Origin of the sequence: Vibrio sp. 10N.247.311.51, assembly GCF_041467855.1 — a bacterium.
Taxonomy (GTDB): domain Bacteria; phylum Pseudomonadota; class Gammaproteobacteria; order Enterobacterales; family Vibrionaceae; genus Vibrio; species Vibrio coralliirubri.
On the sequence record NZ_JBFSVK010000001.1, the window covers coordinates 227,336 to 243,212 of the forward strand.

Sequence of the window (15,877 nt, forward strand, 5' to 3'; positions counted from 1 at the left end):
AGTTTGCGCCCTTTTTTGATCGCTTTACGGCTTTGTGTTTTGAACCACATTTCTTTCGAAAAATTACTTCTATACTGTTAATAATTCGACTAGAGAGGAAGTGCCAATGCTCAATGAAAACCATGCCTTTATCTTAGATTTCCCAGATCTTAAATTAGACATTGTTCAGCTCAACCACGACGACGAAAAATTCAAAGCAGACATGCAGAAATACCACCAACTCGACTACGACATCCGTCAGCTAGAAATCTCTGGCAGCCCTATCGATGACGACAGCATGCACAACCTCAAAGTAGAACGCATGGAGCTAAAAGACTCGCTACACAAACAGCTCACACGCCATCACGCGCTTAAGATCGTATAACGACTCATATGCTAGTGTGGCTAACTTAGCCACACTACTCTCCTTCCCAAAGAGTTCTTTGTTTGATATCGGAACTACCTGCTACCCAACTTGATTATTCGCTGAAAAGTCTAAGTAAGTACTGAATTGAAGCCCATCATCTTGAGTTTCAAAACTCCAACCCATTCGCTCACAAATTCGTTGCACAATCACTAAACCACAACCATAGCCTGCATTGTAAGTATCATTGCCATCATGACGATTAGTGATCACTAATTGAGAACCTGTCACCACAATTCCAACATCGCCAACACTGTAGCTAAACGCATTTTTAATTAAGTTATTCAATACAATAGTAATAAAACTCTCTGGTGCATATACCGTGGCAGTCTCTTTTACATCCAGGTCATAACTCGCATCCTGCTTGGCAAACAAAGGCGCCATTTCAAGCAACTGATTCTGAACTTCTAATTCCAAGTCATAGTGACCAAAATAGTGATCATCGATACTCTCTTTACCAAGCAGCAAAAACATTTCTGTCAGCACTCGCATCTGTTCACTCGCTTCTTGCAAGCGATTAATCGCTTTTAACGCAACAGGAGGTTGATTGGGTACTTTAGTTAGCAGATCAGCCGACCCTTTAATCACCATAATCGGGGTTCTTAGCTCGTGAGATGCAAATCGATTGAATTCCTCTTCCCGCTGAAAAAAACCTGAAATGTGATTCTTTGAATCTAAAAGTGTTTGCTCAATATGTCGTGTTTCAGCGTAAGACGTCTCAACTTCAAAACTTGGCTGCTCAGGGTGCATTTGCCCTATTTTCTTTTCTATTTGGTTGAGTGGCCTCGACAGCGAGCGTACAACATAGATCCCGTACAGAACCATGAAGATGGACGTTAAGCCACCTAGTATGAGGGTGTAGTTGTGGAGGCTCCATTCATACTCATCTAGGTAGTCGTCGGCGTCGTCTTGAAACAAGATATACATCAACCCTTTTCCTGACGGGTGTTCGAATACGTAAAAATGTTTATCTTCCGTACCCAACAGATGTTCATAGAAACCGGGCTCTTTGTATCGAGCTAACCAACTGGGCAGTTCTCTTTCACTCCAATAGGTTGAAAACTCATTTTCATTCGGCAACAACGTATTTTCGCCAAGCAACTGATATTCAGACGTATAACGATTAGCTTCAGTGTCTAGCCAGTGGTGTAAACTGATTACTTCCATCTGGTTTTCAGCTAAATAGATAACGGTCCAAAACATACTAAACATCACAATGGTCATAATTCCGAAGCTTCTACGAATTTTTTTGTAGATGCTAGGATAAACTTTGTGAGGTGAATGATTCTCGCTTTCTAAACCTTTATGCTTTGAGTCGGTAGCCTTGTCCATGAATAGTCTCTAATCGTGAATGTTCAAACCCTTTATCCAGCGTGTTACGCAAGCCATAAATATGACTTCGTAACGCATCACTACTTGGTGTCTCATCGCCCCAAACAGAATCAATCACTTCAGTTCTTGAAACAATCGCTGGCGCATGGCGCATAAGGACTTTTAGTATTTTAAGCTGAATCCGACTTAACTTAATAAGCCGACCTTCTCGGTATACCTCGTCGGTCTGCGAGTTGAGAGTAATATCAGCAAAACTCTGCTTTCCAATATCTTGCCGTGGTCCTCGGCTTGCCAGTGCGTTGAGCCTTAAACTGAGCTCTTGCATGGCGAAAGGCTTAACCAAATAATCATCTCCACCCGCTTGAAAGGCAGCGATTTTATCTTCCAACCTATCTTTAGCGGTTAAAAAAAGAATTGGCGTAGGACATTGCACTTCTTCTCGTAACTTTTTGACAGCAGAAATGCCGTCCAATTTAGGCATCATGATGTCCATAATAATCACGTCATAATAATTCTCAGACGCTAACTTCAATGCCGCTTCACCATGATAAGCACAATCAATCACCATCCCTTCTAACTCTAGATAATCGGCAATGGTTTCTGCAACATTATGGCTGTCATCAACGATCAAAACTTTCATCGATTTATTTCACCTTTCTTCACGAGTGCTTCACGTTTGAGTTTATAAGATACACCCTCAATAAACTAAATAAAGAGTATATAGATGAAAAAGTTAGCGCTGATTTCAGTTGTCGGTTTAATTCTAACTGGCTGTGGCGGTAGTGACAGCAATAGCAATGGAAGCAACGATAACAACACGCAAGTCCCATCAGCAATTCAAGGTACCATTGACTCTGTTTCTGGCAACACCATCGTTGTGAATGGTTATAGCTATCAAGTAGACAATGCGAACTATGAAGGCGAAGATGTGGCAATTGCAGACCTAGAAAAGAACATGATGGTCTCTATTTCATCTAATGCTCGTAGCGCTTCAGCTCACACTAGCGGAGCTCAAGTTAGTCTTGAACCGACCATCGTTGGTCTTATTTCAGACGCCAACCATAATAATGGCACATTTAAAGTCAATGGCATCGCATTGACCTTTACAGATCTATCACGTGAAATTGAAAATGGCGATTGGGTTATGGTCTCTTCTTTACCAACCGCAAATGCTGGCTACAAAGTACTTTCTGTTGTTAAGTTTGAACACTCGAACTTAACAGATTCGGTTGAAGTTGAGGGTTTGATCAGCGATTTAGATAGCAATGCGAAAACATTCAAACTCGGTGCAAGTCTAAATGTCGACTATTCAAATGCTCAAATCGATAACGACGACAGCACCTCTGACTTATCTAATGGTCTTTGGGTTGAAGTGACAGGCTCAATGGTAGGCTCTGCATTGAAAGCAGATGAAGTGGAAGTCGAAGATTTTGACGAAATCGATAATGACACTGAAATCGAAGGCATTATTACTTGGGTAGCTAACGACAAATCATCATTCGATTTAAGCTACAAAGGTCGCTTTCTTGTCAATGACAATACTCGTTACGAAGACGGCAACAAGTCAAACTTGACCGTAGGTGCAGAAGTCGAAGTAACAACGAAACAAGCTAACGGCGAAAATGTTGCTACCGAAATCGAATTTGAACACGACGATGATTCACAAGATTGGAATGACAACGACATCGATTTTGAAGGTGTGGTTCAGAGTATCGACGAGCAAGCATTAAACTTTGTTATTAAGACAACCTCAGGCAGTCAAACCGTATACGTTAACCAAAACACTCGCTATGAAGATGGTCTAAGTTTCCATACTTTACATGGTCAACGTATTGAGGCTGAAGCTTACAAGGTTAACAACCAGTACATCGCGAGTGAAATCGAAGCAGAAGACAACGACTAACGCATAGAACATCCTTGTTATTAAGTTCAGAAGCCACGCTCTACGCGTGGCTTTTTTACATCAAAACAACCCGCACCTTAAGTGCAGCCTACCTCTTCAATTATGTTACTGTTTGCTTATTCAAAGGCGTTTGATAAGGAAGCGAGTAAAGTGGCAATAACAGAAGAAAATATACAGTTCCAACGTGTTTCAAATTCTGAATTCGATGAACTATTTGCGTGTGTTAAACAAGGTATTTTCATACACGTAGATAGCGTTTTCGGCTGGGACGACGACTTTCAACTTCAACGACTTTTAAACGATTACCATCCCTCTTGGTTTCATTGGGTATACCGAGGAAAAGAGAGGATTGGACTCGTCTGCTTTAAGCCTTATGACAACGCATACCATATTCATCTGCTGATCATTTTCCCTCAATACCGAGGTCTTTCGCTGGGCAAGCAAGTCATGGCTCTCATACATAAGAGAACCATGGAAGAGCAACGAAGCCAAGTAACTCTATCGAGTTTTAAAAGTAATGCTCGTGCTATTAACTTTTATCAATCGCTTGGCTATCAAGTTGTTGATGAAGAAGATGATGATTTTGTGGGGATGGCTCTCAACCTAGCTAACAGAGATAATCTATTTAGATGCTAGGTAGAGAGCATTAACTTTAGCGCGCGGTAGAAATATCTAATTTCTCAATCAACGACGGAAAACCCCAACCGTTCTCGCCTTCGACTACAGGTTCTCCGGTCAAATACTCAAACAACGTTGGCGCTAAAGAGCCGTTAGCTTCGATTTTCAGTTGCTGAGAGTTATCGCCAATTGGCGCTCCCCAGAATCCTATGAAGGCATCTTTTTCTAAGTAATCCTCACCAGCGTGACGCCCTGGTACCTTGGTGTTGTACCCAATACCGGCTTTAGGAAATAAGTTAACCGTGCCAGCCCTATCTTCAAGGTAGATATTGACCAGTTGGTTCACAGAATCTGGACGAGGCGTTGGTTGCGTTAGTGCAGTCCACTCAGCACTGCTACACCACGTTGTCACATCCACCTTGACCGCTCGGTTAATACACTTTTCTACCAATCGAGAATACCGCGCAAAATCAACTTCGCTTGGCGATGCGAGATATGGATTGAGTCTTTGGGTACCAAGTAAAATCGGCGCTCGGTTGCCCTTCAGCGACTCATAAAAAAGCTTGTCACCTTCACGTGTGATCAATTCATCGACCCGCTCTAGATCACGGTTACCAATCACACGAACAGTGCAGCGTTGTTGATCACATGTGCTTTCTCTCAAGACCATATAATCAAGACTTTCAGGCAAGCGTTGCGCTATCTGATTAATAATATCGATACCCTGACCAGCTGGCGCAGCAATCGGAGTCCACTGCGTGAGTTCTTGGTAAATCGGCTGAACCTGCCACCCTTGAGCCGAATTAAAGAAGTCCATCATAAAGTTACCACCAGCAGTAGAGGCGACCACCACATCCAATTTCTTCGAACTTGGATAGCTTAGAGCATTGGTGATTTTAGGCCCTTCCCCCTCATCTGAAGATATTTTCTTAACCACAATTGGATACTCTAGCTCTGCTTGTAAGCCTTCAAATACCTGCTTTTCGGGATTGAGCGCGTAGAACACCGGCGTTAAACCATGATCCCCAGCCATGCCCCATAGCGTTTTATCGTAAACGCCTGCACTGCGGTAGGTCGCTTCAATCTGGCGAATCCAATAGTCCAGTCGGTTGAGCTCTCCAGTCGGCATCAGAATTTCGTCACTAAAAGGACCGGTAAAGTGTGCGAAGTGATCCGGCCATGGGTTATAAACCAAGGTGTAGTCTGGCATTCCTTTTCCATCTAATTTGGCAAACTGAGTGATCGACTGTTTAACCTGAGTTCTCTTTGAAAACTTAGTGAAAAAATCAAAGCTAGATATAGACTGGTACGCTTCAATATCTTCTATCAAGGCTTGACGCTTTTCTTGCAAAACCACTTCAACTTCTGAACGTTCTTGAAGCTCTTTCACACAACGTTTCTCACCATAATCACGCAGTGACTCACCCAAGCCTAGGTTCACTAACCCATCATAAGTGGTATGAGCATTCCAATCGTATTGGGCGTTGCAGTTCAGCGTTTTAAGGTAATCAAGGCGATCAAACATGGTCTGCACCTTGTTGTTCGCCATCAACACATCCAACTGCAGGGCATCATTGCCGAAGAAGTAATAAGCTCGGTCGATCTCTCGGTCAACAAAGTGGAAATTAGGGATACCCGTACCACCATTACCAGAAACTTTTGCGCCCGTTTTAATGATCGGTAGGTTGCGTACACTGATTGTTGGAGTCGAAGAGATACCCACTCGGCTTATATTGTCTCGATGCTCTTGATAGAGATTTTTGAAGAAAGGAAGGTAATTCGAATCACGGTAGGTTTGTTCAGACAGAACTTCCATGAACCTTACCTGCTGTTGATGTTCTGGCTCAATCACCGTTTCTAGCTGAGGTTTATATTGCGCTCGGTTTTTATGATTCTGATAAGCAACGGAAATGAAAGGTGAATCTTCATCGACCAACCCCTCAATCAATCCTTGTTGTAAACCATCGACGGTCACTTGGACCGCAAAACGTTTGTTCTGTTGGGATTCTAAGAACTGAATGAGCGCATCAGGCTGGTCACTGAACGCTTGCTGCATCCAATCATCGAGCGCTTCTGCACGTTCTTCTTTAAACACAAATTGGCGGTAGGCTTTCAGCAAGTTTAAGCGCACAAAATCAATAAGCGTGATAGTAAGAGCTTGTGCTTTATTATTCGGCTTATCAGCATTTTCTGGTTTACCATCTTCTGCAATCGCCAACATTGCAGACTTCATGTCGCCGTCATCCATTCCCAATGCTGCTTTACCGATCAAATCAACGATGATCGGCTGAATCTGAGCGATGATAGCCAGATCTTCAGGGCTATTGGTTAAGTATGTGTAATTCGCAGGAAGAGTGTCCATATCCTGCCAAACACCAATTTCGAATAACGCATCGTAGATAACCACCATGTTGGCAATGAACTGTTCATCGATACGAATACCTTCATGATGTCCCGTCGCTTCAGTCGAGGTATCTGGCTCGTGATGCTCTGAGGTTGGCTTATCTCCGACATGATAGAGGCTATGTCCAAAGCCCTTTAGCGCCTGCTTATCATAAACCGTCGACAAGTAAGATTTGAACACATCTTCACTGCCCAAACCCGAATAGCGATCGTAATAACTATAGAGAAAATAACCCAAAGGAATTGAGTACGTCGGGTTAGATAACTGAGCAACGACTCTGGCTTTTGTTTTGACATCTAAAGGAAGAGCGAGAATATACGCATCTAATGTAACGCCACCAATCGTGAAAAGAGCCGCATCACGAGTGAGTTTGGCAGAATAACTTAGGCTTGAAAGCACCTGATTTTTCAACACTTCACTGGAGCTAAACACGCCACCAATGACGGGCGTTGTTGATATATCAGCCGCACTCGGAGCTGACGCAACCGCCAACGATAAGACACTGAATAAACTGGCGTAACTGCGAACGTGAGAATAAGAGCTCATCAAATTTCCTTTAGATCAACACACTTCTATAAATTTAGCTTATTGTTTCAGCCTGTATTTATTAGTCAACCTATGAAAATGTTTGTTTTGATATTTACGTTGATCATTAAAATTGGTAATCAATAAGTGCTTCTGAATCGCTACTGAGCTTGACCATTTACTTCGCAATCCCAATAAGAAGGTGAACCATAATATTGAACAAAGTAATCGATAAATACGCGTACCTTAGGCGCAAGCAACTGAGCACTCGGGTACACCGCCCAGATAGCCGCCTCATCTTTTAAAGGGTAATCCGGCAACACCTCAACCAGCGAACCTTCCGCGAGCTGCTTGTATGCTATCCAAGTCGCACACATGGCAATGCCCAAGCCATCGACACATACATCCCTTACCGCTTCACCATGATCGACGCGGATAGCACCTTTCTTCTTGATGGTGACATCGCCTTCTGGTGTGTCGAACGTCCACCCTTCCAAGCCGGTTTGATTGATGCATTGATGTTGCTTTAGGTCTTCTGGTGTTTTCGGATAGCCATGAGCTGCCAGATATTCTGGTGATGCACACAAAATACGCTTATCAGTAGAGAGCTTGCGAGCGATCAGGCTTGAGTTTTGTAGCTCCGCATTACGGATCGCCACATCGAAACCGCCATCAACCAGATCGACGATTGAGTCACTGAGTGAAATGTCCACCGACAGATCTGGATACTTAGCCAAAAACCCTTTCAAAGCAGGCATAACATGCATGCGACCAAACGAAGAAGGTGCTGATATTCGCAACACCCCTTTTGGTAATTCATTACCGGTTCCGACAGAGGCCACACCCGCTTCGACACTCAAAAGGATTTGCTTGGCGTGAGGAAGAAATGCCATGCCCTCTTCAGTCAGAGAGACCTTCCGTGTGGTGCGATGCACAAGACGGGCACCTAGGCTCTCTTCGAGCTTTCCGATATGAATACTGGCTACCGGAGGTGACAACCCAAGCTCTTGTCCTGCTTGACTGATATTGTGCGTAGACGCGAGTCGCACAAACAATTTCAGATGTTCAATATTCATCAATAATGGCTAGCCTGCGCTGAGTAAACGCTGCTTATTGGCCGCAGCGGAACGGGGGAATAATGTGAGTTTTAATATAGGCATTAAGCTTAAACCATGCAAAAGCGCCCGCTAAAACATTGGCGACGGTCGCAGCAATAACCGCATTGATCATGTCTCCAGTTATCGAGCCGAGCCATAAAGCAGGAATGTAGAAAACAAACAAGCGTAAGAAAGAGACATTCAAAGCTTTGCGAGGCACACCCAAGGCATTAAAGACCGAAGCAACCAACATGCAAAGCCCAAGCGGGCCATAGCTGAACGGTATAAATAACAAGGTCACTTCAAACCAGCTGCGTATGCTTTGTTCTTCCGAGATAACAGGAATAATCCAGCCACTAAACAGCGCCAACAATGTTGCCATCACGGTGTGGAAAACCAATAAGAACTTCGCTGTTGTATTCAATAGCTCAGGGATTTTGCATCGCTGCTGCGCCCCTAGGTAACGACCAATCATAGGCGGGATAGACATGGTCAGAGCAAGAGAAAACACCAGCATAAAACTTTCAACACGGGCGAGTAAGCTCCAAAAAGCCATCTCATCGGTTCCGATTCTCGCAATCAAAAGCATTGAGAAGAATGCGCTGACCGCAGGTAATATCTGATTCGCAGTGGTTGGCATTACCGTCTTGAATAGCTCAAAACTGTAGCCTTTGATTTGGTTACTGCACGCGCCATTGAAGCCAAACCAACCCTTGCCGCGAGACTTGATTAGCATGTAGATTGCGCCGAATGCATAGCCAATACTCGATGCGATCGCCGCCCCTGCAATGCCCATATCCAATCCAAAGATCAGAATAGGGTCGAGAATTAGGTTAATCACGCTGGCAGCCAAGAACATGCTGCCGGTTGTTTTAGTATCGCCATTGGCACGATAAACGCAGGTGGCCAAATAAAGCACCGCCACCATCAATGCACTGAACAGCCACAACGGCCAGTACACATTAAAAATCGACAGCATGGATTGGTATTGAGCGTCAGAGACATCATTCACAAACGACGCAAAAACAGTATCGCTAAAAACAATCAGCCCTATGCAGATCAAAGCAATCACCAAGACTCCAAATCCGACCGACAATGTAGCAATTGAGGTGGATTTACGTTGTTCTTTTGCCCCTACCGCTTGAGAAATAATGGACGTTGCCGCCACACCGATGCCAACTTGAACCCCGGTAAACGCCGCTTGAAATGGCAAGGTGATGCCGTGAACCGCCAACTCATTCACCCCTAGCTGACCAATAAAGATCGAATCGACCAATTGCACCATCATGATCGCAAACACGCCCAACGTCAGTGGCAGTGTTTTCTCAATAATGGTTTTCAAAGTCGCGGATCTCATCTGCATAAGTCGGTTCACTCTTGTCTGTACCTTGGGGCTAATTACCTAGTTGAGCAGTATACGAAGCTAAATGAAAAGGATAAGAGCGCCAGACAAGGAATGAGTTTTTAGATTTCGTTGACAATCGAATTAGCAAGACACCTTCAACGTTAAAATATCCATATAAGACACTGAATAGATTGAAATTATAAAACCCGCCAACACTCTTAATAATTCGTTAATAGTGTTTCGTTTAATGGTTAATTGTTGGTTCGAACATTCCTCGCTAGCCTGAATTTAGGTCGCATTCACACTGAATAGGCTGAAATGAAATCTCTCAGAAGGAATATGGAAATGGCATATCAAGGTTATACAACGTTTAAAGCTCAAGCCGAGGATGGGATTCTTACCGTCACTTTTGACTTCGGTACTGTGAATGTTCAAGGGCAAGAGATGCTTGCCGACCTCAATGGTTTAGCGATGAGACTAGAGCGCGATCGTGACATCAAGGTCGTGGTATTTCAGTCAGCAAACCCTGAAGTTTGGGTCTGTCACTACGACACCAATTTATTGAAAGACATGTCGACAGAAGCCGTTTCTCGTGAAGAAGCGAAGTTACTCGACCTGCAAGTGGTGCTGGAAAGAATCAGCAAACTGCCACAAGCCACCATTGCCAAGCTTGAAGGCTTCGCTCGAGGTGGAGGCCACGAATTTGCACTGGCGTGTGACATGCGATTCGCGGCTCGTGGTAAATACAAATTCATGCAAATGGAAGTGGGTATGGGCATTCTTCCTTGCGGTGGCGGCGCATCACGCATGGCACGCCAAGTCGGCTTAGGTCGCGCACTTGAAATCGTCCTAAGTGCACGAGACTTTGATGCTGACGAAGCCGAAGCATACGGCACCATCAACAAGGCACTAGAGCCGGATGAAATTGGCGAATATGTTGATACTCTTGCCAAACGAATCGCTCAATTCCCTGCCGAATCGATCAATGCGTGTAAGCAAGCGGTGTACGAGTCTATTGATAAACCGATCGACGAAGCACTCAAAGCGGAAGCTTATTGGTTGTATCAAGCTACGAGCAAAACCCCTGCGGTTAAGCGCTTCCAAATTGCCGATGAGCAAGGCCTAGAGCACGATATGGAAAACCAACGTAACTGGGAAACTCTGGTTATGAACGTTCAAGACATCAAATAACTCGGTCACTTCTCTTAATTTGGGTCAGCCACAAACTGACCCATTGTCTTACTTAATGGTTAAACGCCAACGGTTAACCACCAAGTGTTAAAATGGTCATTATTTACCCCATAGACTCACATTTGAGTCTTCAGCTTGTGAGCCAAATGCAACTATGTGTCATTAATCTTTGTTATAACGTTGTTCAAACTATTTTTTGAAGGACGGAATATGCAAAAAATAATTCTGATCACAGGGGCCACGGATGGCATTGGTTTAGAGACTGCAAAAGCACTAACGCAGCAAGGGCACCATGTTCTGATTCATGGTCGCAACCCAGTTAAGGTCAATAAAGTCGTGGCCGCTCTGTCTCGCCTGTCTAAGAATGCAATCATCGAAAGCTACATCGCAGACCTATCGACGCTCTCTGAAGTTGAGGCGCTCGCAACCCAAATCCAAAGCGATCACAAACGACTCGATATACTCATTAACAACGCAGGTGTGTATAAAGTTTCGGACATCACCACTCCAGACAATCTTGATGTGCGTTTTGTCGTAAACACCATTGCGCCGTATCTACTGACACAAAAGCTGCTTCCTCTTTTTGATGCGACAGGTCGTATCGTCAACCTATCTTCAGCAGCCCAAGCACCCGTCGATTTAGATGCATTGATTAGCCCGAATGCGGGAGAGCTTGATGGTCCGGTTTACGCGCAAAGTAAGCTCGCACTAACGATGTGGTCCATCGAATTAGCCAATACTCTTTTAGACAAAGGCACTGCAATTATCCCTGTAAACCCAGCCTCTTTCCTTGGCAGTAAATTGGTGAAAGATGCTTATGGCGTTGATGGTAACGACCTTGCGATTGGAGCCGATATTCTTTGTCGTGCTGCGCTCAGTGATGAGTTTGCCAACGCTTCCGGTAAGTATTTTGATAATGATTCTGGGTTGTTCAAAGACCCGCACGCCGACGCATTAGACAACACCAAGAACCACAAGCTGGTGACCGTGCTTGATCAATTGCTCGAAGAAAAGCTGTGCGTTGCGCACTGAGCATTCATTAGTAAAAAACGACCACTAACACTCCCCACACACAATCCAAGCCGCAGTTCTATCCCTACAGACAAAGAACTGCGCACTCTTTCGATTATTAAAATTTCTTTAATACTGATTCCCCGCTTTGCCCAATTATCACCCAAGATGCAGATTGCTAAACTTGCCCCGTCGAAACAACACAGGCTACGGCCGAGGAGCATTTATGCGTTTTGAAGGTAAAGTTTATCGTCCTTGGATGGAAGCAGAGAGCGTACTAATCCAGACAACATTGGGGTGCAGTAATAACCAATGTACCTTCTGCACGATGTTTGATGATAAGCGTTTCAAAGTAAGAGATATCAAAGACATCTTTGAAGATATTGACGCGGCGAGAAAGATCTACCCGCATGTTGAATCTATCTTTTTGGTCGATGGTAACGTGATGGCGATTAGAACCGAGATGCTGATTTCGATTCTGGATTACATCAAGATCACCTTCCCTGAAATCAAGAACATTTCTCTGTATTCAGGGTTCAATGACTTCCGTCGTAAGAGCTTGTCTGAATTAAAAGAGATTAAGTCGGCAGGTTTAAGCATGGCCTATTCAGGCTTGGAGTCAGGTGACCCAATTGTGCTTGAACGCATTCAAAAGCGCATGACGCGTGAGCATGCAATTGAAGGTATGAACCTAGCCCGTGAAGCAGACATCAAGGTACTGGCTTCGTTCATCTTTGGCCTTGGCGGCAAAGAACGTTCTGTAGAGCATGCGATTAATACCACCAGCTTGCTGAACATCATGCAGCCAGATGCAATTGCACCAATGGCTTTAGCCGTTCAACCGGGATCGGTATTGGAAAAAGAAGTAAATCGTGGCGAGTTTGTTTTACCAACGCCATTGCAGATTCTGGAAGAAGAAAAATACTTGCTCGAAAACCTAGAAGATTTCGATTGCTACTACTGGGGCGACCACGGCAATAACATCTCACCAATGCGTGGCATGTTGCCTCAGGCTCGTAAGCCGTTTCTTGATAAGATCAATCAAGACATCGCTCACAACCCAATCACTAAGCAAAACGTCATTAAGACCTTTGCTTGGTAAGCACTCGATTTAGCTCGTAACCAATAAACGTAAACAGACCAAACGACAGGCGTTGCAGCTCCATATTATGGAATAATCAAAGTCCAGCAGCGCCTAACGTATATCTTATTTTTTCAGGTTTACAGCCCTACCTAAGCCAAAGCCGCTAACAACAAGTCAGTACTCGCTTCCACGTGAGCAACAATCTCTTGTTCTGTGGGTGCAGGCATTCCCATCAACACACCCTCTCTGACACTCATCACCATACCAAGCCAAAGCTTAATTTTGGTTTGTGGTTCTTCAATATCGAATCGTTCATTGAAAAACTGAGCAAGCACTCGATCGGTATCATCTGGGCCAACGTCCATAAAACGGCTGACCAATTCTGGAGACTTGCTGCCTTCTGCTATCAACAGCTTAAAGGTCGCAATATGTTCGCTCGAAAGGTGAAACAAAACGAAGTCTTTTGCGAAGCCCAATAGTGCTTGTCGAGTATCGGCGTGTTGCAAATGCACCACCAACTTATCGTCTGTCTGGCTACCCATTTGTCTTAACGTCGCTTCAAACAACACATCTTTAGAAGAGAAGTAACGATAAAGCGTTTGCTTCGTCATTTTCGCTTCACTAGCGACTCGGTCCATGCTGGTTTGCACGTAGCCTTCCGCGAGGAATATCTCCTTCGCCGCTTTTAAAATCGCGAGTCGTTTCTTCTCTTTGTTCTGCTCAATCTTGCTCATTACTTCATCCACCCCAAAATAGAGATCATACTTTAAAGTATGATTTGTATTGACTCAACCAATTCTTAAAATCATACTCGGTAGTATGATTTGTAAGTAGCAGATAATTGGATAGAGAAATGACGACAATGAACCTCCCTAAAACTGAAGCAAGAAACACACGAACCCTCGGCTTTACCCTCGCGATCGCAGGTGCCGTGTTAATGAGTATTGACCCCATATTTATTCGTTATGCCGGTGTCAGCGGATTCGATACCGCCTTCTTGTTCGGCTTATTCAGCGCAATCTCGATGCCGATTTTGCTTAAGTTCAACGACAAACGTGGAATCCGAAAAGCTGTGATTCAGAGCGGTTGGCCATTATTGGCTGCGGGTATTCTTATGCTCGGCAGCGCATCAGGCTTGGTATTCAGCATCAAGATGACTTCGATTGCCAATACCTTTGTGATCCTCAGTGCAGCCCCTGCTGTCGCGGCGATTTTTAGCTGGTTGATCCTAAAAGAAGCCACCAGCCGTTCAACTCTGGTTGCCATTGTCGCGGTGATGATTGGTATTACGATTGTCGTTTCGGGTTCGTTTTCTTCAGGGAACTGGATGGGCGATGCGTTGGCTGTGTTCGCGGTGATCTGCCTTTCAATGATGTTTACCTTGCTGCGTAAATATCAAGACGTCAGCCGATTGGCGAGTGTTGGCCTAGGTGGTTTTTTGCTCGCGGTTGTGATGTTTTTCTTCGCAACGCCGTCAAGCTACAGCGTTGAAACGTGGTTAATCATGGGCATGATGGGCTTGTTTACGGCTCCTGTTGGGCGAGTGTTATCTATGGTCGCAACGCGCCACATTACCGCGCCAGAAGTATCAATGACTCTGATGTTAGAAACCGTGTTAGCGCCAGTTTGGGGGTTTATCTTCTTCACTGAGATCCCACCAATGACCAGTATTGTCGGCGGTGTGGTGATCTTGATTACGATCTTCATCTACACCTTAGTGACCATGAAAAGCGATGACAAATAAATAGATTAATAAAGAGACTAATAGGAGCTGAATATGGCTGCAGAACTGAAATTTATTGGCCGAATTACCACGCCTTATCACTCGGTTTCGGAGTGTCCGAATAACATCCAACCGGACAACGGCCCGATCTGTGAAATCATCTTAGATGACGTTTATCAGCAAGGTTTGCTAGGACTAAACAGTGGCGACCACATCTTGATCTTGTATTGGTTAGAAGGCGCAAAACGAGATGAATTGATACAAAGCAGGGATGAAGAAACACCGACCAGAGGCACCTTCGCACTGCGCTCACCGCACCGACCAAACCCAATCGGTGCCGCCGTGCTACCGATTGAAAAAATCGAGAATGGCACCGTAACCGTGAGAGGCTTAGATTGCTTGAACAACACACCACTGTTGGATATCAAGCCGGCGATCTATAGAGAGAAAGGAATAAGCGAGAAGTTGGCCTTCCTAAACCAAAAGCGAGCTGTGCGTTAGCGAAAGGAAGGCATTACGCATGCTTGATGAAAGCTTGGCTTAACCTCTGAAAGAGTGAATCTACGTTGGGAAGGCTCGTCAAATGCGCGGACAAGGGAGTATGAACCTGCGCATCGACCACGGTTGGGTTATCGCAAATTTGATTATAAAAATTCACTGGCGCAACGATGTTCTCTAAGTCGGCATCTAACAAGATACAAGCTTGCGAAAGTACAATTTGGCCGCCCCCCTGTTTAAGCAATACACGCTGCGCAGTACCCACTATTTTTTGTTTATTGATATTGAGGTTGTAGTCACCATCACAATAAGAGCTGGGGGTGGCGTGTACATCCACATCGATGCCCAATTCTTTGAAAAACAGGGTTAAAACGTCGCATAAATGTCGATACGCTTTTTGGATATTGTAGGCTTCATCGCGAGGCCAATGGTAAATGTGCGATAGGTTAATGATCCCCGGTAGTTGAGGTACGGGAGCGCCACCTGTTTTTCGCGAGGTGAGTAGCCAGCCTTGCGCCTCAAGTTGCTTTCTAGACTCTACCGTCACTGGCCACTTTTTACCTGCGGGCAAAACGAGTGTCGGCGTTTTTGCTTGCCACAGCATTAAGGCTTGTCCAATCTCACCCGCCTGAATTTGCTGCAATAATTCAGCTTCTTTTTCAAACGCACGATCAACATCAATGTGCGGGTAACGTACGAGTTTATTCGTTAGCTTCAATGCACTTTCCTCTACAGATTGTGGT

The 15,877-nt window shown here is 44.6% G+C and carries 14 protein-coding genes and 1 pseudogene; 8 read left to right on the forward strand and 7 right to left on the reverse strand.

The annotated features are described in order from the left end of the window. The first annotated feature begins 106 nt into the window (after positions 1-106). Positions 107-364 carry a YdcH family protein gene (locus tag AB6E85_RS00990; protein WP_009846137.1) on the forward strand — a complete coding sequence of 86 codons (258 nt, stop codon included), beginning with the start codon at positions 107-109 and terminating at the stop codon, positions 362-364. Positions 365-445: 81 nt separating this feature from the next. Here the strand turns inward: AB6E85_RS00990 and AB6E85_RS00995 are convergent, their stop codons facing one another. Beyond that, positions 446-1,735: a sensor histidine kinase gene (locus tag AB6E85_RS00995; protein WP_372141057.1), complete on the reverse strand. Its 1,290-nt coding sequence runs from the start codon at positions 1,733-1,735 to the stop codon at positions 446-448. After that, positions 1,707-2,375 carry a response regulator transcription factor gene (locus tag AB6E85_RS01000; RefSeq protein ID WP_372141058.1) on the reverse strand — a complete coding sequence of 223 codons (669 nt, stop codon included), beginning with the start codon at positions 2,373-2,375 and terminating at the stop codon, positions 1,707-1,709. Before AB6E85_RS01000 ends, AB6E85_RS00995 begins: the two co-directional genes overlap by 29 nt. Before the next feature lie 84 nt (positions 2,376-2,459). Between AB6E85_RS01000 and AB6E85_RS01005 the strand changes: the two genes are divergently transcribed. Further along, complete coding sequence (locus AB6E85_RS01005) at positions 2,460-3,638, forward strand: DUF5666 domain-containing protein (protein ID WP_372141060.1); 1,179 nt, start codon at positions 2,460-2,462, stop codon at positions 3,636-3,638. A gap of 102 nt (positions 3,639-3,740) precedes the next feature. Next, a complete protein-coding gene (locus AB6E85_RS01010; RefSeq protein WP_372141061.1) occupies positions 3,741-4,274 on the forward strand; it encodes a GNAT family N-acetyltransferase in 534 nt (177 codons plus the stop codon). 16 nt (positions 4,275-4,290) lie between these two features. On the opposite strand, the gene AB6E85_RS01015 is transcribed toward AB6E85_RS01010, so the two are convergent. From AB6E85_RS01015 to AB6E85_RS01025, 3 genes and pseudogenes are all read right to left on the reverse strand, one after another. Beyond that, the gene (locus tag AB6E85_RS01015; protein WP_372141062.1) at positions 4,291-7,206 is read right to left on the reverse strand and encodes an alkaline phosphatase family protein; all 2,916 of its coding nucleotides are present in this window, start codon (positions 7,204-7,206) and stop codon (positions 4,291-4,293) included. A gap of 140 nt (positions 7,207-7,346) precedes the next feature. Next, positions 7,347-8,261, reverse strand: coding sequence for a LysR family transcriptional regulator (locus tag AB6E85_RS01020; protein ID WP_048614380.1), 915 nt, complete (start codon positions 8,259-8,261; stop codon positions 7,347-7,349). Positions 8,262-8,270: 9 nt separating this feature from the next. After that, positions 8,271-9,645 (reverse strand): annotated as a pseudogene (locus AB6E85_RS01025) (MATE family efflux transporter). 327 nt (positions 9,646-9,972) lie between these two features. Here AB6E85_RS01025 and AB6E85_RS01030 point away from each other — a divergent pair. From AB6E85_RS01030 to AB6E85_RS01040, 3 genes are all read left to right on the forward strand, one after another. Beyond that, the gene (locus tag AB6E85_RS01030) at positions 9,973-10,818 is read left to right on the forward strand and encodes an enoyl-CoA hydratase/isomerase family protein (RefSeq protein ID WP_048609935.1); all 846 of its coding nucleotides are present in this window, start codon (positions 9,973-9,975) and stop codon (positions 10,816-10,818) included. Positions 10,819-11,028: 210 nt separating this feature from the next. Next, positions 11,029-11,850, forward strand: a complete 822-nt coding sequence (locus AB6E85_RS01035) for an SDR family NAD(P)-dependent oxidoreductase (RefSeq protein WP_372141063.1) — start codon at positions 11,029-11,031, stop codon at positions 11,848-11,850. Positions 11,851-12,055: 205 nt separating this feature from the next. Next, positions 12,056-12,931: a radical SAM protein gene (locus tag AB6E85_RS01040; protein ID WP_017087617.1), complete on the forward strand. Its 876-nt coding sequence runs from the start codon at positions 12,056-12,058 to the stop codon at positions 12,929-12,931. 131 nt (positions 12,932-13,062) lie between these two features. Here AB6E85_RS01040 and AB6E85_RS01045 read toward each other — a convergent pair whose 3' ends face one another. Continuing rightward, complete coding sequence (locus AB6E85_RS01045) at positions 13,063-13,647, reverse strand: TetR/AcrR family transcriptional regulator (protein WP_017094853.1); 585 nt, start codon at positions 13,645-13,647, stop codon at positions 13,063-13,065. 119 nt (positions 13,648-13,766) lie between these two features. Here AB6E85_RS01045 and AB6E85_RS01050 point away from each other — a divergent pair, with 119 nt between their 5' ends. Both AB6E85_RS01050 and tsaA read left to right on the forward strand, forming a co-directional pair. Beyond that, positions 13,767-14,657: a DMT family transporter gene (locus tag AB6E85_RS01050; RefSeq protein WP_372141064.1), complete on the forward strand. Its 891-nt coding sequence runs from the start codon at positions 13,767-13,769 to the stop codon at positions 14,655-14,657. Positions 14,658-14,690: 33 nt separating this feature from the next. Further along, positions 14,691-15,137, forward strand: coding sequence for a tRNA (N6-threonylcarbamoyladenosine(37)-N6)-methyltransferase TrmO (tsaA, locus tag AB6E85_RS01055; RefSeq protein WP_372141066.1), 447 nt, complete (start codon positions 14,691-14,693; stop codon positions 15,135-15,137). 13 nt (positions 15,138-15,150) lie between these two features. Here tsaA and AB6E85_RS01060 read toward each other — a convergent pair whose 3' ends face one another. Next, positions 15,151-15,852 carry a biotin/lipoate A/B protein ligase family protein gene (locus AB6E85_RS01060; RefSeq protein WP_372141068.1) on the reverse strand — a complete coding sequence of 234 codons (702 nt, stop codon included), beginning with the start codon at positions 15,850-15,852 and terminating at the stop codon, positions 15,151-15,153. Positions 15,853-15,877 lie beyond the last annotated feature (25 nt).

What these genes read in the sequence shown, in the direction of transcription:
- AB6E85_RS01010 (WP_372141061.1), top strand. Translation starts at nt 3,741, where the DNA reads ATGTTACTGTTTGCTTATTCAAAGGCGTTTGATAAGGAAGCGAGTAAA.
- AB6E85_RS01050 (WP_372141064.1), top strand. Translation starts at nt 13,767, where the DNA reads ATGACGACAATGAACCTCCCTAAAACTGAAGCAAGAAACACACGAACC.
- AB6E85_RS01040 (WP_017087617.1), top strand. Translation starts at nt 12,056, where the DNA reads ATGCGTTTTGAAGGTAAAGTTTATCGTCCTTGGATGGAAGCAGAGAGC.
- AB6E85_RS01020 (WP_048614380.1), bottom strand. Translation starts at nt 8,261, where the DNA reads ATGAATATTGAACATCTGAAATTGTTTGTGCGACTCGCGTCTACGCAC.
- AB6E85_RS01015 (WP_372141062.1), bottom strand. Translation starts at nt 7,206, where the DNA reads ATGAGCTCTTATTCTCACGTTCGCAGTTACGCCAGTTTATTCAGTGTC.
- AB6E85_RS00990 (WP_009846137.1), top strand. Translation starts at nt 107, where the DNA reads ATGCTCAATGAAAACCATGCCTTTATCTTAGATTTCCCAGATCTTAAA.
- AB6E85_RS01000 (WP_372141058.1), bottom strand. Translation starts at nt 2,375, where the DNA reads ATGAAAGTTTTGATCGTTGATGACAGCCATAATGTTGCAGAAACCATT.
- AB6E85_RS01035 (WP_372141063.1), top strand. Translation starts at nt 11,029, where the DNA reads ATGCAAAAAATAATTCTGATCACAGGGGCCACGGATGGCATTGGTTTA.
- AB6E85_RS01005 (WP_372141060.1), top strand. Translation starts at nt 2,460, where the DNA reads ATGAAAAAGTTAGCGCTGATTTCAGTTGTCGGTTTAATTCTAACTGGC.
- AB6E85_RS01045 (WP_017094853.1), bottom strand. Translation starts at nt 13,647, where the DNA reads ATGAGCAAGATTGAGCAGAACAAAGAGAAGAAACGACTCGCGATTTTA.
- tsaA (WP_372141066.1), top strand. Translation starts at nt 14,691, where the DNA reads ATGGCTGCAGAACTGAAATTTATTGGCCGAATTACCACGCCTTATCAC.
- AB6E85_RS00995 (WP_372141057.1), bottom strand. Translation starts at nt 1,735, where the DNA reads ATGGACAAGGCTACCGACTCAAAGCATAAAGGTTTAGAAAGCGAGAAT.
- AB6E85_RS01030 (WP_048609935.1), top strand. Translation starts at nt 9,973, where the DNA reads ATGGCATATCAAGGTTATACAACGTTTAAAGCTCAAGCCGAGGATGGG.